The sequence below is a fragment of the Pseudomonas sp. BNK-7 genome, assembly GCF_048072025.1.
Lineage (GTDB): Bacteria > Pseudomonadota > Gammaproteobacteria > Pseudomonadales > Pseudomonadaceae > Aquipseudomonas > Aquipseudomonas danubii.
This window is the reverse complement of the sequence record NZ_CP182252.1, coordinates 3,610,679-3,637,504: the sequence shown is the minus strand read 5'-3', so window position 1 is coordinate 3,637,504 and position 26,826 is coordinate 3,610,679. Positions and strand designations below refer to the sequence as shown.

The following is a 26,826-nucleotide window of genomic DNA, read 5'->3' as shown; positions in this document are numbered from 1 at the left end:
CTTCCGGACATCGAGCAGCGCCCTTTCGGGCGACGCTCGATGCGCCCCTCTACACGCCCCGCAAAAAATATTTTCCTGTACATGAAACTTTTTTTGTACAGGAAAAGTCGGACCGTTGATGTCATTTGAACATCATTGAGCTATCACGCTGCCTCGTCGAGACACAGCCCTGTGAAGCATTCAGTCAACGGTTTAGGAGCGGTCCTTCCTATGTTTTCCAATCTGAGCATTTCACAAAAGCTCTATGCCGGTTTCGGCGTCGTCCTGCTGATCCTCCTGCTGCTGGTGCTAGCGGCCCTGCGCGGTTTCGATCAGATCAGCAGCAGTGTCAAAAGCAACATCCACAGTTACGAGGTCCTGAGCCAGTCCGACGCCCTGCTGCGCAGCCTGATCAATGTCGAGACCGGCATGCGCGGTTATGCCCTCACCGGTCGCGACAGCTTCCTCGAACCTCTGGAGCAAGGCGAAAAAGCCTTTGCCGACTATTACGCCCGGATCAAAAGCAGCACCTCCGACAACCCCGAGCAGCAGGCGCGCCTGGAGCGACTCAAGGCCCTGCACGACCAGTGGCTACGCGACGACGTCCAGGGCAACCTGGACCTGCGCCGGGCGATCAACGCCGGCAGCCAGCCGGCCACCGCCATGGCCGAACAGATCAGCGCCGGTCGCGACAAGGCCAAGATGGACGCCATGCGCCAGCTCACCAGTGAATTGCGCGACGCGGAAAAAAGCCTGCAGGACGCCCGCAGCCAGGCCATGGACGACGCCAAGGCCTCGGCCCTGGCGATCCTGATCGGCGGCGGCTTGCTGGCGGCGGTGCTGGCCATGCTGGTGGCCTGGTCGCTGTCCAGCAATCTGGTGGGCCGTATCCGCCAGGCCGTGGACGTGGCCAAGGCCATCGCCGCCGGCCGCCTGGACAGCAGCATCAGCGCCACCGGCCGTGATGAGGTGAGCAACCTGCTGCAGGCCTTCGCCGCCATGCAGGAGCGCCTGCGGAGCATGATCAGCCAGATCAAGCAGGGGGCCGACCAGTTGGTCAGCGCCTCCCAGAGCATTTCCAGTGCTTCGTTGCAGCTCTCGGCCTCGGCCCAGGAGCAGTCCCACTCGGCCTCCTCCATGGCGGCCACGGTGGAAGAGCTGACCGTGAGCATCAACCATGTGGCGGACAACGCCGGGGATGCCCACGCCCTGTCCAGCGAGTCCGGGCGCCAGTCCGAGGAAGGCGGCAGCGTGATCCAGGACACCCTGGGCAGCATGCGCCTGATCGCCGAGACCGTGCAGGCTTCGGCCACCCAGATTGGTGAACTGGGCCAGCACGCCGAGCAGATCTCCAGCATTGTCAGCGTGATCAAGGGCATTGCCGAACAGACCAACCTGCTGGCCCTCAACGCGGCCATCGAAGCCGCCCGGGCCGGGGAACAGGGTCGCGGCTTCGCCGTGGTCGCCGATGAGGTGCGCCTGCTGGCCCAGCGCACGGCCAACTCGACCCAGGAAATCACCGAAATGGTCGGCAAGATCCAGCTGGGCACCCGAGAGGCGGTGAGCAGCATGGACGTGGGGGTCAATCAGGTGAAAAACGGCGTCGAACTGGCCCAGCAGGCCGGTGAGGCCATCGTCAATATCCGCACCTCGTCCGGCAATGTGGTGCGGGTGGTGGACCAAATCTCCCTGGCCCTGCGGGAGCAGACCGCCGCCAGCCAGGATGTGGCGCGCAATGTCGAGCGCATCGCCCAGATGTCCCAGCAGAACAGCCAGGCCGTGGAGGAAACCACTGAGACAGCTCGCTCCCTGCAGCAACTGGCGCAGAACCTGGAACAGCAGGTAAGTGTGTTCAGGCTCTAGGACTGGCACTGGCACTGCCCGACTCAAGCGCTCGGGCACGCACCAGCATCAGACTCAGCCCCGCACCCAGCAGCAGGACCGCGATCAGCATCAGCCAGGCGCTGGCAAAACCCGCCGCGCCCTGCTGCACGGCGCCGAACAGCACCGGCCCCAGGGCGAACCCGGCGAAGAAGCCTGCCGAGAGCAGACCCGAGGCGCAGGCCGGGCTGCCAAAGGCCGGATCGCGCAGCAGCATGCTCATGGCGATGGCGTTGGTGGCCACGGCGCTCAGGCCCATGCCCAGAGCGCCGAACCACAAGGGCCAGTGCGCCTGAGGCGTGGCCTGGGCAGTCACCGCCAGGGCCAGGCTGGCCAGGAGCATCAGCGTCAGCAGCAGCCAGGACTCCTCGGCCATGCGGGCCGCCAATGGCGTCAGCAGGGTTCGGGCCAGGATGCCCATGACCCCGAACCCGGCGACCATGGCCCCGGTCTCGCCGACCGTCACTCCTTGGCGGGCCGCGAATACCCCAAGAAAGGTCACGAAGGACGAAAGCACCAGGCCGACACACAGCTGCACGCTGAGCAGCAGCGTCAGCCGTGAATTGGGCCGGGGAATCGTCAGGCTCACGGCCTTGCCCACGGCGCTGTCCGGCGCCACCCTGGGCCCCCACAGGGCCAGCAGCAATGTCGGCACAAGCAGGCAGGCCAGGGCTGCGCGCCAGCCCAGAGACCCGGCCAGAGGCGGCAGCAACAGGCCGGCGATCAGCGCGGACAACTGCACCCCGGACTGTTTCAGCCCCACCACCGCGGCCTTGCTGCGGGCCTCGACACATTCGGCCACCAGCAGTTGGGTCACCGGGTTGGCCAGGGCCTGGGCCACTCCGCAGATCGCCAGGGCCAGCAGCGCCCCGGCAAAGCCCGGCAAGCTGACCAGCAGGCCATACCCCGCCAGGGTCGCCCAGAACAGCAAGGCCAGGCCCCGGCGGATGCCGAGTCGGCTGGCCAGCGGCCCCGCCCACAGGGACAGCAATGCCGCCAGGCCAAAGGCGCTGGTCAGCAGCCAGCCCAGCCAGTGGGGCGCAATCCCAAGATCGGCGATCAGCAGGGGCCCGAGGGCGCCGATGGCATAGAAGATCAGCATCGGCAGGCCCATGGCACACACCAGCACCGTACGCAGCCAGAGCCCACGGGGACTGGCGTTTTTCAAGCTCTGAGGGTTCATCCCTTGCTCCGTGGCAGGTGGCGCGCCGCCGGGTGACGACGCTCACCCCTGCTTGGGAAACAGCTTACTTTCTAGCGAGAATGCTTATCATGCGTGTTCATATGGGAAACGGATCCATTCCCATGGCAAACGCAGAACATCCATTGCAGGAGCGCGAACATGGCCGTTGCACCCGGTTCTTCCCAGTCCTATCGCTTGCCGTGCCACGCACCACGCGAGCACCGCCAGGCCCCGGGCGGCGGGTCACGCCAGCAGTTGCCCCAGGCCCTGGGCGATTGCTACAGCGACAGCCTGCCCCTGGCCCAGGACCTCACCCTGGTGCGCTCGCGCTACCACCCCAATCGCCCCTTGATCGAAGAGGCCAGCAGTTGCCACGCTGGCCGTCTACTGGTGATCACCTGTGCCCTGCAAGGCACCTCGGGCTACCTCGACGCCAAGGGTTCGAGCCTGGTGTTTCGCGCCGGGCACACCAGCGTCAGCGCCTTCCAGGCCAGCCGCGGCGAACGCCGTTATGGCGCCAATGAAACGGTGGAGCAACTGCGCCTGCTGGTGGGCGAAACCCTGCTCCAGCAGTACCTGGGCCCCACCCGGGCTCGCCAGTTGCTGGGCCAGGACGCCGTGCAATTGCTGGCCTGCGGGCCCACCTCCCGGGCCAGTGCCGGCCATCTCAGTGCCCTGGCCCAACCCTGGGGCCGGCAGCAGCCAGCGACGCTGGAGTTGCACATTCACGCCCTGAGCCTGCTGTCCCTGCAATTGCAGGCCCTGGCCCCCGCCCCTGTCGCCCCGGGCCGGCGCCTGAAGGCCGCCGATCTTGAACGGCTGCAGCAGGTGCGCGACCTGATGTTCGAGCAGATGCACCAGCCCTTGAGCGTGGCCTATCTGTGCGCCGCTGTGGGGCTGAACGAGTTCAAGCTCAAGCAGGGCCTGCGCGAGCATTACCACACCACGCCGCAGCGCATGCTCCTGGAAATCCGCATGGGCCATGCCCACCGCCTGTTGGAAGGCGGCTGCCAGGTGGCCCAGGCGGCCTATCAGGTGGGCTACCGCTTTCCTGGCAACTTCAGCGCGGCCTTTACCCGGTTCTATGGCAAGTCACCCAAGTCGGTGTTCGGCCCCCGGCGCTGAACCGCGGGTAAGACACTGGCGCCGCGAAGGCTTTGCGTCTATTTCTGGTAGGCGTCCCTGGTCACTGGAAACGAGTGCAGCCCATGATCGACCGCCCTACTGCCCCACCGCTCGAACAACTCGCCGCCGCCATGCACGGCCAGCCGTTCATGGTCCTTACCGGCGCCGGCATCAGCACCCCGTCGGGCATCCCCGACTACCGCGACAACGACGGCGTGCGCCGCGGCAAGCAGCCGATGATGTACCAGGAGTTCCTCGGCCAGGCCGAAGCCCGGCGCCGCTACTGGGCCCGGGCCATGCTCGGCTGGCCGCGCATGCGCCAGGCCCGGCCGAATGCTGCGCACCAGGCGTTGGCGCAATTGCAGGCGGCAGGAAGCATCGCCGGGGTGATCACCCAGAATGTCGACACCCTGCACGATCAGGCCGGCAGCCTGGACGTCATCGAGCTGCACGGCAGCCTGCACCGGGTGCTGTGCCTGGACTGCGGCCAACGCAGCCAGCGCGATGCCATCCAGCAGCAGTTGCAGGCGCTCAATCCCTACCTGGCCGGCGTCGACGCGGTGCAGGCACCGGATGGCGACACCCTGCTGGACCCGGCCTTCGAGGAACGCTTCCAGGTGCCCCGCTGCCCCTACTGCGACGGTGACCGCTTGAAGCCCGACGTGGTGTTCTTCGGCGAGAACGTGGCCCAGATCACCGCCGCCCGGGCCTTGAGTGCCGTGCACGAGGCCGCCGGCCTGCTGGTGGTGGGTTCATCGCTGATGGCGTATTCGGCGTTTCGCCTGTGCCGCGCCGTGGCGGACCAGGGCAAGCCGCTGCTGGCCATCAACTTCGGCAAGACCCGCGCCGACGAGTTGCTGGACCTCAAGCTCGGCGAGCCCTGTGACCAGCTCCTGCCGCTGTTGGCCGAACGCCTGCTGCGCTAAGCCTCAAAGCATGGCCACGCGCTGGTCGAGGTTTTCCTCGCGCAGGATGTCGAACAGCGCCTGGGCCGCGGTGGACAACTCCTCCCCCGGCTTGGTCAAGACGCCGATGGCCCGCTCCACCACCGGATCATCCAGGGTCAGGCAATGCCCGCCCAGCTCGCGCATGTGCTGGGCACACAGCGCCGGCACCGCACTGACGCCCAGACCGCTGGCGACCATGCGCCCCACAGTCGCCAACTGGTGGCTTTCGAATTCCACCGGCAACTGCACGCCCCGGGCCCGCAGATGGTCCTCCAGCATCACCCGCACCGTGGACGGCCGCTGCAGGGTGATAAAGGGCTCCTGCAGCAGCGTCTGCCAGTCGATGCGGCTGCGCTGCGCCAGGGGCGAATCCTTGGGCACCACGGCCACGAAACGGTCGATGTACAGCGGGGTGAACAGCAAGGAAGTGCTGTCCTGAGGCTCGAAGGCCACCCCCAGCTCCACCTCGCGGTCGCGGACCATCTCCAGCACCTGCTCGTTGACCACGTCATTGACCGTGACGTTGACCTGGGGGTAGCGGGCACGAAAGTGCTTGAGAATCGGCGGCAGCAGGTTACCGGCAAAGGACGGCATGGCCGCCACCGTCACCCGCCCGCGCTGCAGGGTGAAACGCTGGCGCAGTTCGTCCTCGGCGTTGTCCCAATCGGCGATCAGGCGCCGGGCCAGGGGCAGCAGAGCCTCGCCTTCCGGGGTCAGCGCCACATTGCGTGTATTGCGGGTAAACAACCGTCCGCCCAAGCCTTCTTCCAGGGCCTTGATGGTCAGGCTCAAGGCCGACTGCGACAGGTGCAGGCGTTCGCAGGCCAGGGCAAAGCTCAAACTGTGGGCCACCGCCAGAAAGGCCCGAATCTGTTTAACCGTCATCTGTCATCCTCATGGGGGGCAGCGGCAAGCTATAAACTTCAGGCCGCAAGCTTGGAGCTGATTATGCTTCTTTTCAAATCAATCAACCTTAAAAATCAACTTAACAAATCAATCGTGCAGCGCAACACTGATCCGCAAACGGCTGGCCAGCCGCCAACGAACAAGAAAGAGGATGGTGCAAATGGCAGGTTTCGATAAGCGCGTGGCGTCCTATGAGGAAGCCCTGGAAGGTCTGCAAGATGGCATGACCGTGATCGCCGGCGGCTTCGGTCTGTGCGGTATCCCCGAGAACCTGATCGCCGAGATCAAGCGCCGCGGCACCCGCGATCTGACCGTGGTGTCGAACAACTGCGGGGTCGACGGTTTCGGCCTGGGCGTACTGCTGGAGGACCGCCAGATCAGCAAGGTGATCGCCTCCTACGTCGGTGAAAACGCCCTGTTCGAGAAACAGCTGCTCAGCGGCGAAATCGAAGTGGTGTTGACTCCCCAAGGCACCCTGGCGGAAAAAATGCGCGCTGGCGGCGCCGGCATCCCGGCCTTCTTCACCGCTACCGGCGTCGGCACCCCAGTGGCCGACGGCAAGGAAACCCGCGAGTTCAAGGGCCGCACCTACCTGATGGAAGAATCCATCACCGGTGACTTCGCCATCGTCAAGGGCTGGAAGGCCGACCATTTCGGCAACGTGGTCTATCGCCACACCGCGCAGAACTTCAACCCCCTGGCGGCCACCGCCGGCAAGATCACCGTGGTCGAAGTGGAAGAAATCGTCGAGCCGGGCGAGCTGGACCCGACGCAGATCCACACCCCTGGCATCTACGTTGACCGGGTCATCTGCGGCACCTTCGAGAAGCGCATCGAACAGCGCACCGTGCGCAAGTGATCGCCCTTCCCCAGCCCGACTAACAAGGACAACCAACATGGCTCTTACCCGCGAACAAATGGCTCAGCGCGTCGCCCGCGAACTGCAGGACGGCTTCTACGTCAACCTCGGCATCGGCATTCCGACCCTAGTGGCCAACTACATCCCCGACGGCATGGAAGTCATGCTGCAGTCGGAAAACGGCCTGCTGGGCATGGGCGCCTTTCCGACTGAAGACGAAGTCGACGCTGACATGATCAACGCCGGCAAGCAGACGGTGACCGCACGCATCGGCGCCTCGATCTTCTCCTCCGCCGAATCCTTCGCGATGATCCGCGGCGGCCATATCGACCTCACCGTACTCGGCGCCTTCGAAGTCGACGTGCAGGGCAACATCGCCTCGTGGATGATCCCCGGCAAGCTGGTCAAGGGCATGGGCGGCGCCATGGACCTGGTGGCCGGTGCCGAGAACATCATCGTCACCATGACCCACGCCTCGAAAGACGGCGAATCCAAGTTGCTCAGCCGCTGCAGTCTGCCGCTGACCGGCGCCCAGTGCATCAAGCGCGTGCTCACCGACCTGGCCTACCTGGAGATCGAGAACGGCGCCTTCATCCTCAAGGAGCGCGCCCCCGGGGTCAGCGTCGAGGAAATCGTCAGCAAGACCGCCGGCAAGCTGATCGTGCCGGACCACGTGCCTGAAATGCAGTTCGCTTAAGGAGCCCCACCATGCAAGACGTCGTTATCGTTGCCGCTACTCGTACCGCCGTGGGCAGTTTCCAGGGCTCCCTGGCGGGCATTCCCGCCGTCGACCTGGGCGCCGCGGTGATTCGCCAACTGCTGGCCCAGACCGGCATCGACCCGGCCCAGGTGGACGAAGTGATCATGGGCCAGGTGCTCACCGCCGGCGCCGGGCAGAACCCCGCGCGCCAGGCCGCGATCAAGGCCGGCCTGCCCCACGCCGTGCCCGCCATGACCCTGAACAAGGTCTGCGGCTCTGGCCTTAAAGCCCTGCACCTGGGCGCCCAGGCCATCCGCTGCGGCGATGCCGAAGTGATCATCGCCGGCGGCCAGGAAAACATGAGCCTGTCCAACTACGTGCTGCCCGGCGCCCGCACCGGCCTGCGCATGGGCCACAGCCAGATGATCGACAGCATGATCAGCGACGGCCTGTGGGACGCCTTCAACGACTACCACATGGGCATCACCGCCGAGAACCTGGTGGAAAAATACGGCATCAGCCGCGAAGCCCAGGACGCCTTCGCCGCCGCCTCCCAACAGAAAGCCGCAGCGGCCATCGAGGCCGGGCGCTTTGTTGACGAGATCACCCCGATCCAGATTCCCCAGCGCAAGGGCGAACCGCTGACCTTCGCCACCGACGAACAACCGCGCCCCGGCACCACCGCCGAAGCCCTGGCCAAGCTCAAGCCGGCATTCAAGAAAGACGGCAGCGTCACCGCCGGCAACGCCTCGGCGCTGAACGACGGCGCCGCCGCGGTGATGCTGATGAGCGCCAGCAAGGCCCGGGCCCTGGGCTTGCCAGTACTGGCCAGGATCGCCGCCTACGCCAACGCCGGGGTCGACCCGGCGATCATGGGCATCGGCCCGGTCTCGGCCACCCGCCGCTGCCTGGACAAGGCCGGCTGGACCCTGGACCAGTTGGACCTGATCGAAGCCAACGAAGCCTTCGCCGCGCAATCCCTGTCCGTGGCCAAGGAGCTTGCGTGGGATGCGAACAAGGTCAACGTCAACGGTGGCGCCATTGCCATCGGCCACCCGATCGGCGCGTCGGGTTGCCGTGTGCTGGTGACCCTGCTGCATGAAATGCTCAAGCGCGACGCCAAGAAAGGCTTGGCGACCCTGTGCATCGGCGGCGGTCAGGGCGTGGCATTGGCCATCGAGCGCTAAGCCGCTATCGCGCTTCACGGCTGGCCCCCGGACCCACGATACCCGGCGACCTGTCGGCAACACACCCGGCGCACTTACCCGTGCGCCGAGTGCATTTCGCGACCTGACCGATGGCCCACGCAAGCCGCTAGCGGCGCTATAGCCGTCAGCTACATTCAACTTGTACGGCTGGCGCGATCCTGCTTTTCGACACTTACTCCTACTGACTCACCGCTGAAACAGTACGGGGTCGTGCCCGCGCCAACGAGCGGGAGGCAGCATGAAGATCTCAGAGGGAATTCAGATACTCGCCAACCTGGCGCAGGCCAAGGCGCTGGCGTTGCAACACGTCAACCAATCCGTCGTGCCGTTCAACAAAGTCAGCACAGATGCGCCTGAGCAGAAGATCGTCTACCAGCCCGGTACGGACGAGGAAAAAGACGCCATCGACGCCTTCCAGAGCCGCCTGAAGGAGCCGGAGCTGACCACGTCCACCACCGAGAAACCGCTCGCCGAACTGGCGGTCACGGCGATTACCCGGTACATCCAGATAATGGAAAAAACCAGCTTCAAGAGAACCAAGGCCGACTACCCCGCCTTGCGTAAGGTTCTTCTGCTGCTCGACCTGAGCATCCTGACCTCGATGGTCTGGTCCCTATCAGTGAATCAGTCCAGTACCACCCGCTAAGCCGTTTGCAAGGATTGCATCATGAAGAAATGGATCGCCTTAACGCTAATCTGCATTGCCCTCTTGAGCTTGAGCACATTGGCGACACTCTCTGTCTGTTGTTCGTCCTCCATGACGGGCCTGCCCAGCGAGATCGGCAAATCGGCGCTACAACTGCTGATGGTCTCGGTGATCGGCACAACCGTCTCGTTGCTGGTGTTTGAGTATCAGCGCGAACGACAAGCTACCGACAGAACCGCGGAGCAAGCCCGTCAAGCCAGCGAAAAACAGCGCGACCTGCAACAGAAGCGTTTCGAATACCGAGAATCGCTGTTGACCTCAGTGCTTTCCAGGACCATGAACGCCTATAGCAAGACCAAGAAAGCCCGGCGCATGACCCGAGCGCATATGACGCTTATAGGTACAGTGCGCCAGCTTTCGCTGAATCAATACGACACTTTCTTCGACTTGATCAATGAGGCTCAATTTGAGCTGGAAAATCTCAAGCGGGATATCAGGACCAGCGCCAAGGCCTTCTACGACGCCAAACACCTGACAGATAATCTGCAGACCATGGACGACTACCTGGGACACCTGATTGGCGAATACGAAGTCAGCCGGCAGAAATTCACCGGCATTGCGCCAACCCTGCCACTCGCTGGCCTTCCATTGCTGGAGAACTTTCTTGAACCGGCGGCCAGCAGCGATTTCAAACCCAAGATGATTATGCCTTACAGCACTATCCAGGCCGTCATCCGCGAAGACCTGCTGCATCCCAACCTGCCCTGAAAGCCCCCACGCCTTGTCGCTCAACGCCGGTGCCGCCGCAGTGCTGCTGGTCAACGCCAGCAAGGCACGGACCCTGTGCCTGCTACTGGCGAAAATCGCCGCCTGCGCCAATGCCAGACAAGCTTGTGAAGGCGCTGGCCGAACGGCGTTTTGCTTGCCAGCGAAGGCGCCCTCAAGATCGCCTTCGCCAGCAAGCTGGCCCCTACAGAAAAAGCTGGCTCCTGGTTACGCCAGGTCAAGCTGAACACCGTCCGGCGCGCCCTCGACCGTCCATTGGCGGGCCCAGTCACTGTCTTGTTCCACACTACTGAAGCCGTGATAGACCACATTCAACTGGGTGGCCTGGGCTGTCACCCCATTGCAGATCAAATACAGAGTGGCATTGGCATCCGCTTGCAGAACATAAAGAACCACATTGCCTTGAGCAGGAATGTTCACATTGGCCAGGTTGTTGCCCTGGGCAGTGCCCCTGATGGCAACTTGCTGCGCAGCAGCGGTGTTATTGCGGGCATGGATGGCGATAGGCATTTTCTTCAACTCCGGAACCCGTCAGCGGATTCAGTCGGTAGGGATTGAAATGCTGTCGCCCGACTCGCTTGAGAGGTTCAGTCGACAGCTGAGGCCATCCTCGGTAATTGTCGACAGCCAGACGAGAGGGACATGTTTCCCTGAAGAGCCAGGTTCCACTCTCGATATTGCACATAGGCCTCGAATGCCCCTAAGCGCCCTGCACTATCCGCCCCACCTGCTCTTGCAGCCCCTTGGCCTGGGCCCGCAACGATTGGCAAAAGCCCTCGACAAAACTCGATGAAGGCCGGTAGTCCGGGCGGATCAGCATCACCCGATACGGCACCGACAGCTGCAACGGACGGATCGCCAAGCCACGCCCCACTTCCTCCATGGCGCTCAAGGGATTGATGATCGCCACCCCCAGTTTCTGGCGCACCATGGCGCACACCGAGGCGGCGTTGGTGGTTTCCACCACCACCCGGCGATCGACCCCGGCCTGGCGAAAATGCTCGTCCAGGGTTTGCCGGTAGATATCCAGGCCCGAGAGGTTGATGAAGTTCTGCCCGCGAAAATCCTCCGAAGTCAGCCGTGGCCTGGCCAACAGCGGATGATCGTCCGGGAGGATGCAGACCATATCGGCGCAGAACAGCAGTTCCCCTTGAGTACCTCGTGGCAGGTGCTCGCTTTCAGTGAGGCCCAGGTCATGGCGCTGGGCGCTGAGGGACTCTTCCAGCAACGGCGACTCCTGGGCAGTGATGCTCAGGCCGATCCCCGGATGCGCTTGCAAAAAGCGCTGGCACACCCGCGGCAGCAGGGTCTGGGAGAACAGTGGCAGGCAGCTCAGGCTCAACTGGCCGTGCTCGAAACGGCGGATCGACTGGGCCACGCTGTTGATCCGCTCCAGCCCCACATAGGCCCGCTCGACCTCTTCAAGCAACAGCAGGGCCTGGGCCGTGGGCAGCAGGCGCCCGCCTTCGCGGTCGAACAGGCGCAGACCGGAAAGCGCCTCCAGCCGCGCCAGTTCGCGACTGACCGTGGGCTGCGAGGTGAACAGCAGGCGCGCGGCGCCGGTGACGCTGCCGGCCTGCATGATGGCGCGGAAGACTTCGATGTGCCGCAGGGAGATGTCCATGAACAGAGGCTCGCTTGATCGCTCAACCCATATCAAATCTGAATCAGGCTACAAATAATAGATATTTTATTGAATGACCGGAAATCGGCATGCTGCAGCCACTCTCACTGACCACAGACAGCAATCGCCATGGCCATTCCCTTCTCTCCTGCTCAACTCGCCGCCGCCGCCCGCCAATATGGCACTCCACTGTGGTGCTATGACGCCGCCACCATCCAGGCGCGCATTGCCCAGCTGCAGGCCTTCGACGTGGTGCGCTACGCCCAGAAAGCCTCGTCCAACCTGCACCTGCTGCGCCTGATCCGCGAAGCCGGGGTACGGGTCGACGCCGTATCCCTGGGAGAAATCGAGCGTGCCCTGCTGGCCGGCTTCAGCCCGGTGGATGCCGGCATCGTCTTCACTTGCGACCTGTTCGACGCAGCCACCCTCAAGCGCGTGGTGGAACTGCAAGTGGAGGTCAACGCCGGCTCCATCGACATGCTCCGTCAACTCGGGGAGCAGTCCCCGGGGCACCGGGTCTGGCTGCGGATCAACCCGGGCTTCGGCCACGGCCACAGCCGCAAGACCAACACTGGCGGCGAGAACAGCAAACACGGCATCTGGCACGATCAGGTCGGCGAAGCCCTGGCGGTGATCCGCCAGTACGGCCTGCACCTGGTGGGCCTGCACATGCACATCGGTTCCGGGGTCGACTACGACCACCTGGAACAAGTGGGCGCGGCCATGGTGGCGGCGGTGAAATCCCTGGACCACGACATCGAGGCGTTCTCCATTGGTGGCGGCCTGTCCACCCCTTACCGCGACGGCGACACCGCGGTGGACGTGCAGCGCTACGCCAACGCCTGGAGCGTTGCGCGCCGGGAGATCGAGGCCTACCTGGGCCACGGCGTGCGCATGGAAATCGAGCCCGGGCGTTTCCTGGTGGCCGAGGCCGGTTGCCTGGTCAGCGAAGTACGGGTGGTGAAGACCGCCGGCCAGCATCACTTCGTGCTGGTGGACACCGGCTTCAACGACCTGATGCGCCCGGCCATGTACGGCGCCTACCACGGCATGAGCCTGCTGGACGCCAGCGGCCAGCCGGTGCAGCGCCCGCAACAGCTGACCGTGGTCGGCGGCCCACTGTGCGAATCCGGCGATATCTTCACCCAGGACGACGAATGCCTGACCCCGCGCCTGCTGCCCCAGGCCCAGGTTGGCGACCTGCTGGTGCTGCACGACACCGGCGCCTATGGCGCCAGCATGTCCTCCAACTACAACAGCCGGCCGCTGCTGCCGGAAGTGCTGTTCGCCAACGGCCAGCCACAGCTGATCCGCCGGCGCCAGCCCCTGGCGGACTTGCTGGCGCTGGAACTGGGGTTGTAAGGCGCCGTTACCAGGGCTCCAGCCGGAGCCGTTCCTCCTGGTTGTTCACGCTGTCGTCCTGCTTGCGGGTCAACAGCGGCGCACCGTCGGCGCCGTAGAACTGCACCACCAACTCGGCGCTGTCGGGATGCAAGTCGAGACGGGCGAAGTTATCGGCCTGGGTAAAGGCCCAGGTGTGGTAATCCATGGTGTGGGTACCGTCGAGAAGCGCAAAGCTATCGGGCGTCTGCGGCGCCGTTGAGTCGTGCACGTAACCGGCCGGGTCACCGTCGGCAAAGGGAAAAGGCCAGTAGAAGGCCGACGAGGTGACGGCATAGGACTTCAGGGCCTGACCCGCGGCACTGAACGTCAACCGGGAAATGTTCGAGCAGTGAATGTCTCCGGACAGGAACACCACGTTCTGCACCTGGTGCTCGATCATGGTTTCCAGCACGGCGCGCCGCGTGGAGGGGAAAGCCGACCAGGAGTCGCTGTCGTTCTTGTGGCGCACGGCATCAGAGTCTGTGCCCACGGTATCCACACCGTTGGGCACAAAGACGCTGGAAGTGACCACGAACTTGGGGATGTTGCCCCGATCCTCCTGCATGTGGCGCAACCAGGCACACAGCCGGTCGAGCTGACCCGGTTCGCTGGGGTGCAGTGAAGGACGACCCAGCAGATGGTTGTCCTCCAGGGCGTCCGGCACATCATCGAGAAAGCGCTGGGTACGGGTGTCGAGCACGAAGAACGGGTAGTCGCCACAGGAGAAGTCGTAGAACAGCTGGTTGGTCTGCAAGTGCTGCAGGTACTTGTCGTCACCGGTCATGGCCCGGCCATGGACATAGCTGTCGGCAAAGCGGGGTCCATGGCTCCACTGGTAGCTCATGTAGGCGCCCATGGCGAGGTTGAACAGCAGGCGCTTGTCACGGTCCTTGCGAATCCGGTCCTGGGTCCAGTTGTCCTCGATCTCGTGGTCGTCGAGGATCATGTAGGTGGGCAGGTGGGCCAGCAATTGGCGGATGTTCGGCGAGCCGAAGGCGCTGTGGTAGCGCTCCTCGAATTCCTCGAACGTATCCGCCAGCCCCACCGGCACCAGGCGGTTGAACAGGTCGGCATAAATCTGGTCGCCCACCATCAGCACCAGTTGCGCATCCCCATGGTCGGCCAGCATCGGCCCGAAGATGGTGTCGGAATTCTTGCGTTTCCACAGCAGCCCCGGGTAGCGGCAAGACCCCAGCAGAAAGCTCAGGGGCGCTGGTTTGGCGCCGGCACTGGGGTGGGTTGTGAACTCGGCTTCGACGTACATCTTGTCGGCCCCGGTGCGGTTCAGATCATTGGCCCAGGCGCCAGGCTCGGGCAGACGCTGCACCACCGACTCGCTGGACACATCATCATCGTTGCTGCCCGCGTCATCGACGTTGAGCGACGCCATGCGCACCCGATACCGGGTGTCAGGCGTCAGCACAAAGGGCTTGAGCTGCTTGCGCGCGGCCTGGTTGCTCCACAGGCTGGTGTCGACACCGAGATTGAAAGTGCCGGTACGGTGGTACTCGCGTCGCAAGCGAAAATAGAAGATGTTGTCCGCCGCGACCCGACCATTGCTACCCACCACACCAATCACGCCGATGGTGCGGATATCCTCCGCCACGCCCTTCTCGTCCAGGGCATCGGAGGCAGCGATCCATAAACGGCAGGACGTATCGGTGGTGTGCCCGACAATCGGGCCTAAAGAAGGGGTGCGAAGTGTACTCACGGTGACCTGCTCCTTGGTGGGGTGTGCAGGCCAAGCTTAGTTCGGGCGCGGCAACCGACAAGCCGGATCAGGCGCCTCGGACAACCGGTCGAAACAGGCGACAATCAGCGCCAGCAGCATCAGGACGGCAGCGACCGCAAAGGTCCAGTGCATGCCACGGGCCACCGCCGCGACATCGGCAGGACCGCCCTCGCCCGGCCGCGACATCACGGCAAACAACGCCCCCATGGCGGCCGCGCCGCTGATCAGGCCAAGGTTGCGTGACAAGCTCAACAGGCCCGCCGTCAGCCCCCGTTGCTGCGCTGCCACGTCGAGCATCACCAGGCTGTTGTTGGCCGCCTGGAACAGCGCATAGCTGGCGGTCACCAGGGCAATGGGCAGCAGGTACCCCGCCAGCCCCAGGCTCACGGGCAACAGCGCCAGCAGGCACAGACCGAAGAACATGCCCAGCAGCCCGAGCCGGCACAAGCGCCGGGCGCCGAGCCTATCCACCAGGCGTCCGGCGGGTACCCCGCTCAGGGTCGCCACCAGCGGCCCCAGGGACAGGCACAGGCCCACCCAGACAGTCGCCAGCCCCAGCCCCTGGGACAGATAGAAAGGCCCGATCACCAGAGTGGTCATGATCACCGTGGACACCAGCAGGCTCAGTAGCAGGCTGCGGCGCAGTTGCGGCCGGCGCAGCAAGGCGGGCTGAAACAGCGGCGCGGCGACCCGTCGCTCGACCCACACCAACAGCACGCCCCCACCCACCGCTACCGACAACAGTCCCAGGTTCAACAGCGCCAGCGGGTTCTCACCCAGGGTCAGGGCCAGGGCATAGGCCCCCAGGCTCAGGGCCAGGAGCAGCGTCCCGGGCAGATCGAAAGCGCTGGCTGAGGTGGCTTTGGGGTCCTGTGGCAGGCAACGCCAGGCCAGCAGCCACGCCAGTAGTCCCAACGGCACATTGACCAGGAAAATCCAGCGCCAGCCGACGCCGGCCAGCAACAGGCTGCCCAGGGACGGACCGACAGTGGTGCCCAGGGCCGACAGGCTGCCCAGCACGCCCATGGCCGTTCCCATGTGAGCCTTGGGTAACGCGTCGCCCACCAGGGCCATGCTCAGGGCCAGCATCAGGGCCGCCCCCAGGCCTTGCAGGGCCCGGGCCGCCAGCAGCCAACCGAGGCTTGGCGCCAGACCACAGAGCAGCGAAGCCAGGGTGAACAGGGCGATCCCGCCCAGCAGCACCCGGCGCCGGCCCAGCAGATCTCCCAGGCGCCCGGCGCTGGCAATCAAGGTGGTGATCACCAGCAGGTAGGCCAGGACAATCCACTGCACCTGCTGAAAGGATGCCTCCAGGCTCCGGGCCAGGCTCGGCAGCGCGGCGTTGGCAATGCTGGTGTCCAGGGACGGCATCAGCGTCGCCAGCGACAGGCTGGCCAGGGCCCAGCGTGCACGGGATCGAAGCGCGGGACGGTTCGACTCAAGGGTGGGCATTGCGCAGACTCCATCAAGGCATTTGCCCGCCAGCCTATGTCCGCGCCAGACCTGGCGGAAGACGCAGCCTTTGCAGTTAATTGATGCATGCAACGCCATGTCAGCCCTGGGCGTGCTAGATTCCGCCCATGTCGACTCCCGATCTGAATCTGCTGCTGACCCTGGACGTACTGCTGAGCGAAGGCAGTGTGGCCCGGGCCGCCCTGCGCCTGAACCTGAGCCCGTCGGCCATGAGCCGGGCCCTGTCCCGCCTGCGCCAGGCCACCGGTGACCCGCTGCTGGTCCGCGCCGGACGCGGCCTGGTGCCCACGCCCCGGGCACTGGAGCTGCGCCAGCAAGTCGGACCGCTGGTGGAGCAAGCTCAGGCCGCCCTGCGCCCGGCCGAGCAGATCGACCTCAGGCAACTGGTGCGCACCTTCACCCTGCGCAGCCGTGACGGTTTCGTCGAGAACTTCGGCCCGGCCCTGGTCAACCGCCTGCGGGCCGAAGCGCCCGGGGTACGGGTGCATTTCGTGCCCAAGCTGGACCGCGACAGCAAGCCCCTGCGCGAGGCCAGCGTCGATCTGGAAACCGCAGTGATCGATGCCGACACCAGCCCCGAGTTGCGCACCCGGGCGCTGTTTCGCGATCGCTTTATCGGCGTGGTGCGCAGCGACCACCCCTTGAGCCGCGGCCCGGTGAGTCTCGACCATTACCTGGCCGGCCAGCACATCCTGGTGTCCCACCAGGGGCACGACCATAGCCGCATGGACGATGCTCTGCAGGCCCTGGGCCGGCAGCGGCAGATCGTCACCCTGGTCAGCGGTTTTTCCGCGGCCCTGGCCCTGGCCCGGGGTTCGGACCTGATCGCCTTGGTGCCCGAGCGCCACACCAGCAACCTGCGAGAAGGCCTGCACAGTTTCCGCCTGCCGGTACCGCTACCGGAGCTGACCATTTCCCTGCTCTGGCACCCGCGCATGGAGGCCGACCCGGCCCATCGCTGGTTGCGCCAATGCGTCCACGAACTCTGCAGCGACACCACAGATACCCTAGCCGGCGGCCACCACCGCTGATGCCCCTGATCGTCGAGACTCTGCAATGCCCTCACCCTCACTAGCCGTACCCGTTGCCCCCCTCAGGTACCTGCCCGCCATCGTCGCGCTGCTCTGGGGGCTGTCCCTGGCAATCGTTCGGGCCTGGCAGCCGATGGATTATTTCTGGGAAAACTTCGCCGCCTACTGGCTGCCCCAGGGGCTGATCCTCGGCCTGCTGCTGTGCACCCGGCCCACGCCGGCGCTGTTCACCGGAGTGGCCCTGGCCCTGGCGGCGCACCTGCAGCTGTTCTGCCTGTGGATCACCTCCCCGATCGACAGCATGGGCTGGCTGTTCTACCTGTTCGATTTTCCGGGCGCGCTGGTCGGTGCCGCCATTGCCCGCCTCCTGGCCACGCACAGGGCCGCGGGCAAACCGCTGGCGAGCGGGCTGCTGGGTTTTGGTGGGGTGGCCTTGGGGCTGTTGCTGAACTTTCAGCTGGTGCTGTTCAGCCAACACTGAATCGGGGCGACGACAGCGCCCCGCAGAGGGAGTTGAGACTCACCCGGGCCGCCGGCGGCCCGGGTGAGTGAGTCTTCAGCTGTGGCCCTGGCTCAGGTGCGACAAGCGCCCGGACAGGGCCTGCATGGCCTCACTGACCTTGTCCAGTGCCTGGGCGTCCCGAGCGTTGTCCTCGCTGATGCCGTGGATGCGCACCGCCAGTTCGTTGATCTCCTGGGTCACATGGCTCTGCTGCTGCGCCGCCACGGCAATCTGCTGCGCGCGCTGGGAAATATCGTCGAAGCTGGTGACGGTGCTCGACAGCGCCTGCGACGCGCCAGAGGCCTCGCCCACGGCTTCACGGGTCCGCGCCTCACCGGCCTGAATCGCCTGGACCGCCTGACGTGACGCCTGCTGCAAATCGCTGATCATGCCGCTGATCTCGTTGGCCGAGGTCTGGGTCCGGCCGGCCAGGGTCCGTACTTCATCCGCCACCACGGCAAAGCCGCGGCCTTGCTCCCCGGCCCGAGCGGCCTCGATGGCGGCGTTGAGCGCCAGCAGGTTGGTCTGCTCGGAGATGGCCTTGATCACATCCAACACCGCGCCGACCTGCTGGCTGTCCTGTTCCAGACGCTGGATCACCGCAGTGGCCTCGGCCATTTCCGTGGACAGCAGCTGGATCGACTGACTGTTGGCCGCGACCCGCTGCTGGCCGTCCTGCACCACCACCAGGGATTGGCGGGCAGTGTCGGCGCAGTTGTTGGTGTTCTGCGCCACTTCAAGAGCACTGGAAGACATCTGGGTAATGGCCGTGGCCAACTGGGTGTTTTCCTGACGTTGCTGCTCGGCGCGATGGGCCAGGGTGCTGCTGAGTTCACCCAGGCGCGCGGCTTCGTTCTGCAACTGCTGGGCTTCGCTGGCGATCTTCTGCAACATCTGCCGCAGTTGCCCGGCATAGCGGTTCACCGCACCGCGCAAGGCGCCGATCTCATCGGCCCGGGCCACATGCAGCTCGGCGTTGTCCGTGGCCTGACCACGGCCCAGGGCATCGATCTGCTGGGTGGTTTCCTCCAGTTGGGCAATCAGCTTGTGCCCGGCCAGCCAGGCGAAGAACAACAACAGCGCCAGCAACGGCAGCAGGAACAGCAGGATCTCGGTGGTCATGGCCCGAGCCAGGCCGGTGACCTTCTGCTCGGGGGTCACCAGGCCGATGGTCCAGCCGCTGCCGGGCATGCTGAACAGGCTGACCCGCGCCGCTTCCATCAGCCGGCCATCCTCTGCCAGATCCAGGCTGCGCACCTGCCCGGCAGGCGCCGCCTTGGCCAGGGCCTCGGCCACCGGATGCAGCCAGGGCTGCTGCTTGCTCAAGGCGTCGAAGCTGAGCATCTGCCCACCGGCACTGGCCTGGGCATCGGGGAAATACAAGACATTGCCGGCCTGATCCAGGGCAAAGGCATAACCGCCGGTGACCGCGCCCTGTTCCTTGAGGAAACGCGCCAAGTCATCCAGGCGCAGGTCGATGGTGGCGACCCCGGCGAAGGCGCCGTCCTGACGATAGGGCACGCTGCACGTGGTCATCGGCACCTGGGTCACCGGGTCCTGGTAGGCCTCGGACCACAGGCAACGCCCCGGCGCACTATTGCGCGCGCCGGTGTACCAGGCTTCATGGTGATAGCCGGCGCTGCCGGCAGCGTTGTAGTCATCGGAGAACGTCAGGGACCCGGCATCGCTGCGCGCCCAGAAGAAGCTGCGGCGCTCGACCCCGGCAGAGAAGGCATTGGGTTGCGGCCAGATGCCGCCCCCGGCGATCGCCTTGTCGCCTTCGTGATCGATCAGCTTGGGCAAGGTGGCCATCACCAGCGCCTGCTCCTTGGGCAGCCCTTCCACCAGATGGGCCATGCTGGCCGTCACCCCTTCGATCCCGGCCAACTGCAAGGCCAGTTGCCGGACAATGGCGCTGCCGGTCTGTTCAATCAGGGCCGAGCTCGCCGCCACCACTCTGGGCTGCCCCCGCAAGGTCATCACGGCGAACACCGCCAACGCCGTGAACAGCAACAGCAGCACACTGCCGAGGGTCAAACGATGAGACAGACGAACCGGTAGCAAGGCCATGACGAACTCCGTATCAATAGGCATGCAGAGCTTATCGACCAAGGTCATGGATCACTTGAGAAAAGAGTGACGCCGATCACGTTTTGTGTGACCAGAATGTGTGTGTGAATACCCGCGAGCGACTCGGCACCGGCGCTGATGACAGCACTCGCGTTCGACAGAGTGTGTCCGGCCCTGCACCACGGGCTCAATCGGTGGACGAATGCTCGCAGCTGCGAATGACCGTCACCGTCTTGCCCCGGCCAGCGCCAGGGAGCTACCCAATCACCCGGGCATCAACCTTCCAGAACCAGCATGAACTGGCTGAACCGGTCGATCCCGTCCTTGGACAACTGGAGCCCGGTCTCGCCCATCCGCGACATCCACTTGCCGTTGTCGCCGCGCAGGGAAACCTGCCCGCTGGCGGTATCGATGGCATAGGCGAATTGGCAATACTGATCGATGCTGTCCTTGGACAACTCCAGCCCCGTCGCCCCCATGCGCGACATGAACTTGCCTGTGTCGCCCTGCAGCGCGAGTTTCTTGTCGGTGCCGATTTGCACCAGCACCACCCGGAACTTGCAGTATTGGTCGATGGAGCCCTTGGAAAGCTCAAGCCCGGTCGCGCCCATCCGCGACATATAGTTGCCCGAGTCGCCGCGCAGCGAGATGACACTACCGTTTTCAATGACACGTTGTGGAATGACGATCATGGTTGGCACTCCTTGCTGATTGGATGTGTTCCTGTCTGTCGCGGGGCCTGAAGCCACCGTGCCATCGGCCTCCCTGAGGAGGAGGTACGACGCCCGGCAAGACTTGCCGCAGGCGCAGTGTAGTTGAGCCCCTGGCGGCGCTCGGGATGGCCGCAAGACAACAGGACCAACGGTTGCCGTAGTCCTGGAACACTCAGATCAAAGGGTTATGCAAGGTGGGCGGCAGACAACCCGAGGCGATAAGTGCCCGGGTTGCAGCGGGGCAGCAAGCGACTGCCCGACAGTCTCACGAAAGCGGCCCAGGCAAGACCGCGTCGACTGTTTTCAATCCGGATTGGCGTTCATGTAGCGCGAGTAGTTCTCGACGTAGTCGGTGAGGTTCTCCTCCAGCATCAGGCGGAACTCCTCAAGGAAATAGTCCACCGCCTGCTGCTTGGACGCCGCCAGCTCCTCGGCATTACGGCAGCCACAGGCGCTGACCCAGGCGCTGAAGCGCGCATTGGCGTACATCAGCGAAGCGCTGGCCTTGCCCCGGCTGCTGTCGGCGATGTGGGAGTTGGTCAACTCGATGATGGCATCGGCACGGTTGTAGAAATCCTGATCCGGTTCGTTGGCCACGGGGCGTTCCTCTGGCTGGTAGGGAAAATAAGGCGCCGGAGTATAAGAGGTTTGCCGCCGCGAACCGATTATTTTCACCCCGCCCACTCCCCCATCACACCGGAAACCGGCTGGGCGCTGCACAGACCTTGGTCCCCCTGCGGCAAACCTTCGCAGGCAAGCCCGCGCCGGCACAACGGCCTGTTCGATGCCGTGGGCCGGGGCCTTAGCGGCCTGGTGCCGGCATCGCCCGCAGGTATTCGGCCAGCAACGCTTCGCTCTTGCCCTGGGCCAGCACCACGCTGTTATTGGCCGCTTGCAGCGCCTGCTGCAGATGATGCTCGCCCTGCTGCCGGTCGCCCTCCAGGAGGGCTTGCAAGGCCAGGCAGCGCGGTCGCAGCCAGGGTGCATTCCAATCCACTTCGGCGCTCATCGGGAGGTTGTTCAAGGGGGCGACGTCACGCTGCACAAAAGCGCGGCAGAAGGCCAATTCGCTACGCAACAATTCGATCAGGCCACTCATGCCGTTCAGCTCCGTCGCCCGGGCCACCAGCAGCTGTTCCAGCGCCTGTTCCATCTGCACCGCGGCCGGCCAGTCACCCTGATCCTGCAGGGCATTGAGGCGACAGCCGAAAGCGAGCAGCGGCCCGGGCATGGCGCCTTCGGCCAAACGCTGCAGATCTTCCTCCGGCAACTCCGCGCTGGGCACCCCGGCCACGGTCTGGGCCAGCAGGCGCGCCTGGGCCAGTTCCGGGCGTTGATCGTCGCGATGCATAAACCAGCCCAGCAGGAGCATGCCGTCGCTGGGCGACACCCGCCAGGCCGGCATCAGGTTCCCCAGGCCCATGGCCAGATTGATCGCGGCGAACGCCAGGGCCATGGCCCCGGGCACCCCGGACCAGGACAGCCCGAGCCCCAGGGCAGCGGCGCCCAGCAGCAGGTTCAGCAGCGGCCCGCAGAGGACCACCACCATCCACTGCCGCCGCAGCGGGCGTTGCAGATTGCTCACGGCAATCACATAACCGCCCAGGCGATTGCGCTTGAGCTGCGGCGCCCAGCGCAACCGCCAGCCGCGTCGTTGCACCTGGATTTCCACCGCGGCCACCCGCACCTGCAACACCGGCATTGCGCACCCGCGTGCCCCCAGGTAATGCCCGCCCTCATGCACCACCAGCGCGACCACCCCCAGCAGCGACGCCAGGAACATCGCCAGAAAGGGCTGCAACCCGGACTTGATGGTGAACCCCAGTATCAGCGCGGCGATAAACCAGCCACTGAGCAACACCACGCGTTGCAGAAACGTCAGCAGTGCGTTCAAGGCCTTGAGCCAGGTATTGCCATCCATTGGGTACATCCTTGTGAGAAAAACCGACACCAGCGCGGGCGCGCAGACTGCCAGTTTCGCCGGTACAAACTCAACTGCCGCTGCAATCTGTCGCCCTCACCCCGCCTACTGCAGAAGCGGGGGGCCGCCGAGGGGGCCGCCAGCAAGCCAGTGCCTGTGCAGATGCGCAGGCCGACAGCAGCCCGGAGTCGCGACACTCCAGGCCGAGGCGGATCAGGATCGCCGCGCTGTCGCTGAGGTTACGGCCGTCAGGGTGGCCATCTGCAAACAGCGGGTTGGGCCGCGCCAGGGCCTCGCGCCCCGAGCTGTCATCCCAGGCCGTGGCACTCCATCCGCAACAGGTGCGCGCCCAGCGAACGCGCCTCGATGCGCACCGGCAGGAACGCTTCGATCACCCGGATATTGCTTTCCAGGTGCTCGGTCATGCGCGGCGTGGTGAAACTGCCGCCACCGGCCAGGGCCACGGGCAGCAACAGTTGATCGGCCAGGTGCTCGGCCACCGCGGCGCCGGAATCCAACCAGTCCCGAGCCTGATCGATGGCAAGGTCAGCGACCTTCTCCGCCCGCAGGCTGTTCTGAGCGAAGCCGCAAAACAGCTCGGTCAGGTGCTCGAAGGCGAACTCCAGCAACAACACATTGCCCGGGCCGTATTGTTCATCCAGCTGCACCGGGGTGAGGTGCTCCCGCGGCAGTTCCAGGCGATTGTGCACCCGACGCAACTCGCGCTCCGCCACATGCTCGGGCAGGCCCGCGCTCAGCGCCCAGGCCCGACTCACCAGCAGTGCGCCACGCGCCTCCAGGTGCAGGGGCTGCAACACCGAAGGCTGGACAAAGGCCTCCAGCTCACCACCGCCGGCCGGGACAAAACCGTGGCGCAGCAGTTGCAGCTCGACCCGCCCGCCCATGCGCCGCAGTAACGGCAACCAAGCCTGCTGGAGGAAATCCACCGGTGGCGCCAGGGGGTTATGGGTGCCGCCGCTGATGCTCACGCGGCTGGGTTGCGGTGCATGCAACAAGGCGGGCAGCAGGGTCTGCAGCACCAGGGTGCAACTGCCCGCCGTGCCGATGGCGAAGCGGTAGTCGCCGCCACGGATCGGCCCCGGTTCGAAGGTCAGGGCCTGGGAGCCGAGTTCGACCCCCGAGGTCTTGGCGCCACAGACCTGGGCCGCGGCCTGCACCGCCGTCAAATGCTGACGCAGCAGCCCCGGGCGGCTGCGCCGGGCACGAATATTATGAATGCGCAGGGTCTTGCCGCTGAGCATCGACAGGCTCAAGGCGCTGCGCAGTACCTGGCCGCCGCCGATGGCGCCGTCCAGTTCGATTACATCCTGTTTCATCTCATTCCTCAGGCGTAGTGCCGGACGGTTTCCCGCAGGTAGGCGTCCAGCAACGCATTGTCTTCATGGGTGCGCGCCAGTTTCGGCACCGGGCGTTCCAGCTCGGCGGCGATAAAGGCGTGCAGTGCCGGGCGTCGCGGCCCGTAGGCGGACTCCTCGGCGCTGCGTTTCAAGGCCAGCAGCTCGGCCACTTCGTCCAGCAGCGGTGGGTGGTCGACCGTGGTCAGCAGGTCGGCGAAGGTCATCGGCGGTCGGCCGCGGCCTTGATCGATCCAGCGCACCGCGAGCAAGGGCCGCAGTACGTAGAAGTACTTCTTGAAACGCACGCTGTCGCCTTGCAGGTAACCGCGAAAGTTCTTCTTGGCCATCGACAGATAATGATTGCGCGCTGCCGGCGGGCTGTAGAACGCCTCCGCCAGCTCCCGCAGGCGCGCGGCGGCGGCCGCTTCGCTGCGATACACCAGGGGCGAATCCAGCCATTCCAGCAGGGTCGGGTTGGACTTGCGCAACAGCCCCAGGGTCTTGCGCAGTTCCCAGCCGCTGATGTCCAGCTCGTCGTCCAGGGGCCGCTCGATCACATCGCGCCCGGCATCTACCTGGATGAACCATTCGGGCTTTTCCACGTAGACGAAACGCACGTCGTAATCACTGTCGGTGGAGGCAAAACCCCAGGCCCGACTGCCGGATTCGCAGGCATACAGCACCTGCACATTGCGCTCGCGCTCGATCCGCGCCAGCTCGGCCAATACCCGTTCGCGCATGGCGCTGCTCAGGGGATGGCGCTCCAGGTGTTCCATGATCCTTTTTCCTTGTTCAATCGGTGGCGCTGGCAGCCAGCACACTCAGGGTCCGGCGCACGGGGTTCCACACCGTCAGGCACCAGACGCCCCACCACTCCAGGCCTTCGTCGAAATAGTCACTCCAGGGCTGCAGGTGCGGGCCCATGTCCGGCGCCTGACAGTCCAGTTCCAGGTTGCCTACCCAGTTGATCACCTGGGGCTGCTGTTCGGGGGCCAGCCCCAGCACATCCAGCCATTGGCCGTACACCTGCCGCGCCTGCTCGGCGCCGCCGGGGAAATGCAGCCCGTATGGCGGCTGGCGAAACGCCCGGTACAAGGCCAGTTCCTGCTGCTCCAGGTTTTCGCAGACCAGCTGCCGGACCTGTTCCTGGCTGAGCGCCTCAGGCACCGCCCGCTCCTGCTCCCAGCGCATCGACGTCAGGCCGACGTCGGCATAGCGCGGGTCCTGGCGCAGTGTTTCCCAGCGCTCGCGGCGCTCGGCCATCAGCTGCAGGTACAGGTGCTGCAAGCCCTGGCGATGCAGGGCTTGATCCACCACCGCCTCGGGTTCGACCGCCAGCAGCACAAAATCGAAGACGCAATACACCTCCTTCAGTTGCTGGCGTAGCGCGCGGCAGTGTTCATCTTCTATTCGGGTCAACAGTGGCCGCGGCTGCATAAAGGCGCTCTCCATTCTTCAAAGCAGGCGCTGGGCTGTACCTGCGGGCAATTCACCGGCTGCCTCCATGGCCTGCAAGCGCTGCAGCATGGCTTCGCGCAGCGGCTTGGGGGTGACCGGGTCGAACATCCCGTAGCGGCTATCGCACCAGTGCGCCAGAGTCTGGCGCCAATAGGCGGCATCGCTGCCGCCCTGCCCCAGACGCCACAGCAGGTATTCCAACTGGCGCCAGCCTGGCTTGAGGGCCAGCAGGGCCCAGCGCCGCGCCTTCGGCAGGTCGTGCCAGTGCTGGTCCAGACGCTGTTCCAGGGCTTCGTCGAACACCGCCCAGGGTTGCTCGTGCAACAGGCCCAGGGCGCAGTTGAAGACCTTGTCCGAGGCGTCGTCCAGGGCCGCCAGTTGCTCGGCCATGCCACGCTCGCCCAGGGTCTGCAGGGCCAGCAGGCGCACACTCGGCGCCGGCGACGCCAGGGCCTGGCGCACCATGGCATCGGCCATGGGCTCCTGCAGTTCCTTGACCAGCCCCAACAGCCCCAGCCAAGCGCGCTTGTTCCGTGGTGCCGGCTGTTGCAGCCGTTGCAGCAACACCTCGCGCGGGTCCAGCCCGTGACGGGGCGCGGCCCAATGGGCCAGGCAACGCAAGGCCCCCGAAGGGTCCAGCAGGGCCTGACTCAGATACTCACGAGGATCGGCCAGTAACGGCAGCAGCAAGCGCAGCGCCTTGACCCGCACACTGGCCCCGCAGCTGTGCATCACCTCTTCCAGCAGGGGCACGGCCTGCCCGGCGGGCAGCTCGGCGCAGGCATCCACGGCCATCTGCCGCACGCTGACTTCGCTGTGGCGCAAAGCCCGGGCCAGCAGCGCTGCCCGATCCTGCGCCCCTTCGAGCAACAGTTCGAAGACAAAGCGCGCGGCCTTGCCCCGGCAATCACCAAAGGCGCCTTCAACTTCTTCGCGTACCTGGGCCAACTGCAACACCGAACGCGCCCGTTCCAGGGTCGCACCGTGGTCGGCGCGCTGTTTGCCGGCCAGGGCCAGCAGCGGCTTCAGGCTCTGCAACAGCAGCTCGGCGCGCTCTGGCGCCAGATACCCCTCGACCGCCGCGGCGGCCTCCTGGCGTACCTGGGGCACCCAATCGTTGAGGCGCTCCAGCAAGGCCGCCAGGGCCTCGGCCGAAGGCTGTGCGGCCAGGCCGCGCACGGCGGCCTGACGCACGAAACCGTTGCCGAAGCGGCTCAGTTCCAGCCAGGCGCTGTGCCGATCCAATTCGTCCATCACCTCCCGCACGCGGCGGGCTTCGTAGTCGCTCAGCTGGTAATGCCAGCCGGGCGGCGCCGCTATCAAGGCGTCCATGTCGTCCAT

Annotated in this window: 24 protein-coding genes and 3 pseudogenes; 12 read left to right on the top strand and 15 right to left on the bottom strand. The window is 65.2% G+C overall.

The genetic code is table 11. The features are described 5' to 3' along the window. Nucleotides 1–210: 210 nt before the first annotated feature. Both ACMGF8_RS16920 and ACMGF8_RS16915 read left to right on the top strand, forming a co-directional pair. Nucleotides 211–984 (top strand): annotated as a pseudogene (locus ACMGF8_RS16920) (CHASE3 domain-containing protein); the annotation flags it as partial. Continuing rightward, on the top strand, nucleotides 979–1,842 hold the full coding sequence (locus ACMGF8_RS16915) for a methyl-accepting chemotaxis protein (RefSeq protein WP_374704524.1): 864 nt from the start codon (nucleotides 979–981) through the stop codon (nucleotides 1,840–1,842). The pseudogene ACMGF8_RS16920 and the gene ACMGF8_RS16915, both read left to right, overlap by 6 nt. Here the strand turns inward: ACMGF8_RS16915 and ACMGF8_RS16910 are convergent. Further along, nucleotides 1,832–3,043 carry a CynX/NimT family MFS transporter gene (locus tag ACMGF8_RS16910; RefSeq protein WP_102864187.1) on the bottom strand — a complete coding sequence of 404 codons (1,212 nt, stop codon included), beginning with the start codon at nucleotides 3,041–3,043 and terminating at the stop codon, nucleotides 1,832–1,834. The two genes, ACMGF8_RS16915 and ACMGF8_RS16910, sit on opposite strands and share 11 nt — an antisense overlap. Nucleotides 3,044–3,202: 159 nt before the next feature. Here ACMGF8_RS16910 and ACMGF8_RS16905 point away from each other — a divergent pair, with 159 nt between their 5' ends. After that, nucleotides 3,203–4,168: a helix-turn-helix transcriptional regulator gene (locus tag ACMGF8_RS16905; protein WP_102864186.1), complete on the top strand. Its 966-nt coding sequence runs from the start codon at nucleotides 3,203–3,205 to the stop codon at nucleotides 4,166–4,168. A gap of 83 nt (nucleotides 4,169–4,251) precedes the next feature. Next, nucleotides 4,252–5,094, top strand: coding sequence for an NAD-dependent protein deacetylase (locus ACMGF8_RS16900; protein WP_102864185.1), 843 nt, complete (start codon nucleotides 4,252–4,254; stop codon nucleotides 5,092–5,094). Between the two features lie 3 nt (nucleotides 5,095–5,097). On the opposite strand, the gene ACMGF8_RS16895 is transcribed toward ACMGF8_RS16900, so the two are convergent. Further along, on the bottom strand, nucleotides 5,098–6,000 hold the full coding sequence (locus ACMGF8_RS16895) for a LysR family transcriptional regulator (protein WP_102864184.1): 903 nt from the start codon (nucleotides 5,998–6,000) through the stop codon (nucleotides 5,098–5,100). Nucleotides 6,001–6,181: 181 nt separating this feature from the next. Between ACMGF8_RS16895 and ACMGF8_RS16890 the strand changes: the two genes are divergently transcribed. The 5 genes from ACMGF8_RS16890 (at nucleotide 6,182) to ACMGF8_RS16870 (ending at nucleotide 10,202) form a co-directional block, all read left to right on the top strand. Next, nucleotides 6,182–6,880 (top strand): CoA transferase subunit A, encoded by a 699-nt coding sequence (locus tag ACMGF8_RS16890; RefSeq protein WP_011060621.1) that lies wholly within the window; start codon nucleotides 6,182–6,184, stop codon nucleotides 6,878–6,880. A gap of 37 nt (nucleotides 6,881–6,917) precedes the next feature. Beyond that, nucleotides 6,918–7,577: a CoA transferase subunit B gene (locus ACMGF8_RS16885; protein WP_011060620.1), complete on the top strand. Its 660-nt coding sequence runs from the start codon at nucleotides 6,918–6,920 to the stop codon at nucleotides 7,575–7,577. Nucleotides 7,578–7,588: 11 nt separating this feature from the next. Next, nucleotides 7,589–8,767 carry an acetyl-CoA C-acetyltransferase gene (locus tag ACMGF8_RS16880; RefSeq protein WP_102864183.1) on the top strand — a complete coding sequence of 393 codons (1,179 nt, stop codon included), beginning with the start codon at nucleotides 7,589–7,591 and terminating at the stop codon, nucleotides 8,765–8,767. Between the two features lie 259 nt (nucleotides 8,768–9,026). Continuing rightward, nucleotides 9,027–9,434, top strand: a complete 408-nt coding sequence (locus ACMGF8_RS16875; RefSeq protein WP_102864182.1) for a hypothetical protein — start codon at nucleotides 9,027–9,029, stop codon at nucleotides 9,432–9,434. Between the two features lie 21 nt (nucleotides 9,435–9,455). Beyond that, on the top strand, nucleotides 9,456–10,202 hold the full coding sequence (locus tag ACMGF8_RS16870; RefSeq protein WP_146036421.1) for a hypothetical protein: 747 nt from the start codon (nucleotides 9,456–9,458) through the stop codon (nucleotides 10,200–10,202). 225 nt (nucleotides 10,203–10,427) lie between these two features. On the opposite strand, the gene ACMGF8_RS16865 is transcribed toward ACMGF8_RS16870, so the two are convergent. Then, nucleotides 10,428–10,730, bottom strand: coding sequence for a hypothetical protein (locus ACMGF8_RS16865; protein ID WP_047303532.1), 303 nt, complete (start codon nucleotides 10,728–10,730; stop codon nucleotides 10,428–10,430). Between the two features lie 190 nt (nucleotides 10,731–10,920). Beyond that, complete coding sequence (locus tag ACMGF8_RS16860) at nucleotides 10,921–11,844, bottom strand: LysR family transcriptional regulator (protein ID WP_102864180.1); 924 nt, start codon at nucleotides 11,842–11,844, stop codon at nucleotides 10,921–10,923. Between the two features lie 129 nt (nucleotides 11,845–11,973). Here ACMGF8_RS16860 and lysA point away from each other — a divergent pair, with 129 nt between their 5' ends. Further along, entirely contained in the window at nucleotides 11,974–13,206 is a 1,233-nt protein-coding gene (gene lysA / locus ACMGF8_RS16855; RefSeq protein WP_102864179.1) for a diaminopimelate decarboxylase, read from the top strand. 7 nt (nucleotides 13,207–13,213) lie between these two features. On the opposite strand, the gene ACMGF8_RS16850 is transcribed toward lysA, so the two are convergent. Together ACMGF8_RS16850 and ACMGF8_RS16845 are read right to left on the bottom strand one after the other, a co-directional pair. Further along, nucleotides 13,214–14,938 carry an alkaline phosphatase D family protein gene (locus ACMGF8_RS16850; RefSeq protein WP_102864178.1) on the bottom strand — a complete coding sequence of 575 codons (1,725 nt, stop codon included), beginning with the start codon at nucleotides 14,936–14,938 and terminating at the stop codon, nucleotides 13,214–13,216. 36 nt (nucleotides 14,939–14,974) lie between these two features. Beyond that, complete coding sequence (locus ACMGF8_RS16845; RefSeq protein ID WP_115582110.1) at nucleotides 14,975–16,411, bottom strand: MFS transporter; 1,437 nt, start codon at nucleotides 16,409–16,411, stop codon at nucleotides 14,975–14,977. Nucleotides 16,412–16,539: 128 nt separating this feature from the next. Here ACMGF8_RS16845 and ACMGF8_RS16840 point away from each other — a divergent pair, with 128 nt between their 5' ends. After that, nucleotides 16,540–17,463: a LysR family transcriptional regulator gene (locus tag ACMGF8_RS16840; protein WP_115582109.1), complete on the top strand. Its 924-nt coding sequence runs from the start codon at nucleotides 16,540–16,542 to the stop codon at nucleotides 17,461–17,463. Between the two features lie 25 nt (nucleotides 17,464–17,488). Then, nucleotides 17,489–17,944: a hypothetical protein gene (locus ACMGF8_RS16835; protein ID WP_416756816.1), complete on the top strand. Its 456-nt coding sequence runs from the start codon at nucleotides 17,489–17,491 to the stop codon at nucleotides 17,942–17,944. A gap of 75 nt (nucleotides 17,945–18,019) precedes the next feature. Here the strand turns inward: ACMGF8_RS16835 and ACMGF8_RS16830 are convergent. From ACMGF8_RS16830 to ACMGF8_RS16790, 9 genes and pseudogenes are all read right to left on the bottom strand, one after another. Next, nucleotides 18,020–18,535 (bottom strand): annotated as a pseudogene (locus ACMGF8_RS16830) (methyl-accepting chemotaxis protein); the annotation flags it as partial. A 606-nt stretch (nucleotides 18,536–19,141) separates the two neighbouring features. Then, nucleotides 19,142–19,777, bottom strand: a pseudogene (locus ACMGF8_RS16825) (cache domain-containing protein); the annotation flags it as partial. 533 nt (nucleotides 19,778–20,310) lie between these two features. Next, on the bottom strand, nucleotides 20,311–20,727 hold the full coding sequence (locus ACMGF8_RS16820) for a fascin domain-containing protein (protein ID WP_047285711.1): 417 nt from the start codon (nucleotides 20,725–20,727) through the stop codon (nucleotides 20,311–20,313). Nucleotides 20,728–21,051: 324 nt separating this feature from the next. Further along, nucleotides 21,052–21,345, bottom strand: coding sequence for a DUF3144 domain-containing protein (locus tag ACMGF8_RS16815; RefSeq protein WP_102864173.1), 294 nt, complete (start codon nucleotides 21,343–21,345; stop codon nucleotides 21,052–21,054). A gap of 205 nt (nucleotides 21,346–21,550) precedes the next feature. Further along, complete coding sequence (locus tag ACMGF8_RS16810) at nucleotides 21,551–22,669, bottom strand: site-2 protease family protein (protein WP_207167437.1); 1,119 nt, start codon at nucleotides 22,667–22,669, stop codon at nucleotides 21,551–21,553. 308 nt (nucleotides 22,670–22,977) lie between these two features. Next, on the bottom strand, nucleotides 22,978–24,006 hold the full coding sequence (rtcA, locus tag ACMGF8_RS16805) for an RNA 3'-terminal phosphate cyclase (RefSeq protein WP_207167436.1): 1,029 nt from the start codon (nucleotides 24,004–24,006) through the stop codon (nucleotides 22,978–22,980). A gap of 8 nt (nucleotides 24,007–24,014) precedes the next feature. Then, on the bottom strand, nucleotides 24,015–24,803 hold the full coding sequence (locus ACMGF8_RS16800; protein ID WP_207167435.1) for a nucleotidyltransferase domain-containing protein: 789 nt from the start codon (nucleotides 24,801–24,803) through the stop codon (nucleotides 24,015–24,017). Nucleotides 24,804–24,819: 16 nt separating this feature from the next. After that, entirely contained in the window at nucleotides 24,820–25,464 is a 645-nt protein-coding gene (locus tag ACMGF8_RS16795) for a hypothetical protein (RefSeq protein WP_416756813.1), read from the bottom strand. Nucleotides 25,465–25,482: 18 nt separating this feature from the next. Beyond that, entirely contained in the window at nucleotides 25,483–26,826 is a 1,344-nt protein-coding gene (locus ACMGF8_RS16790; protein ID WP_250330349.1) for a PBS lyase, read from the bottom strand.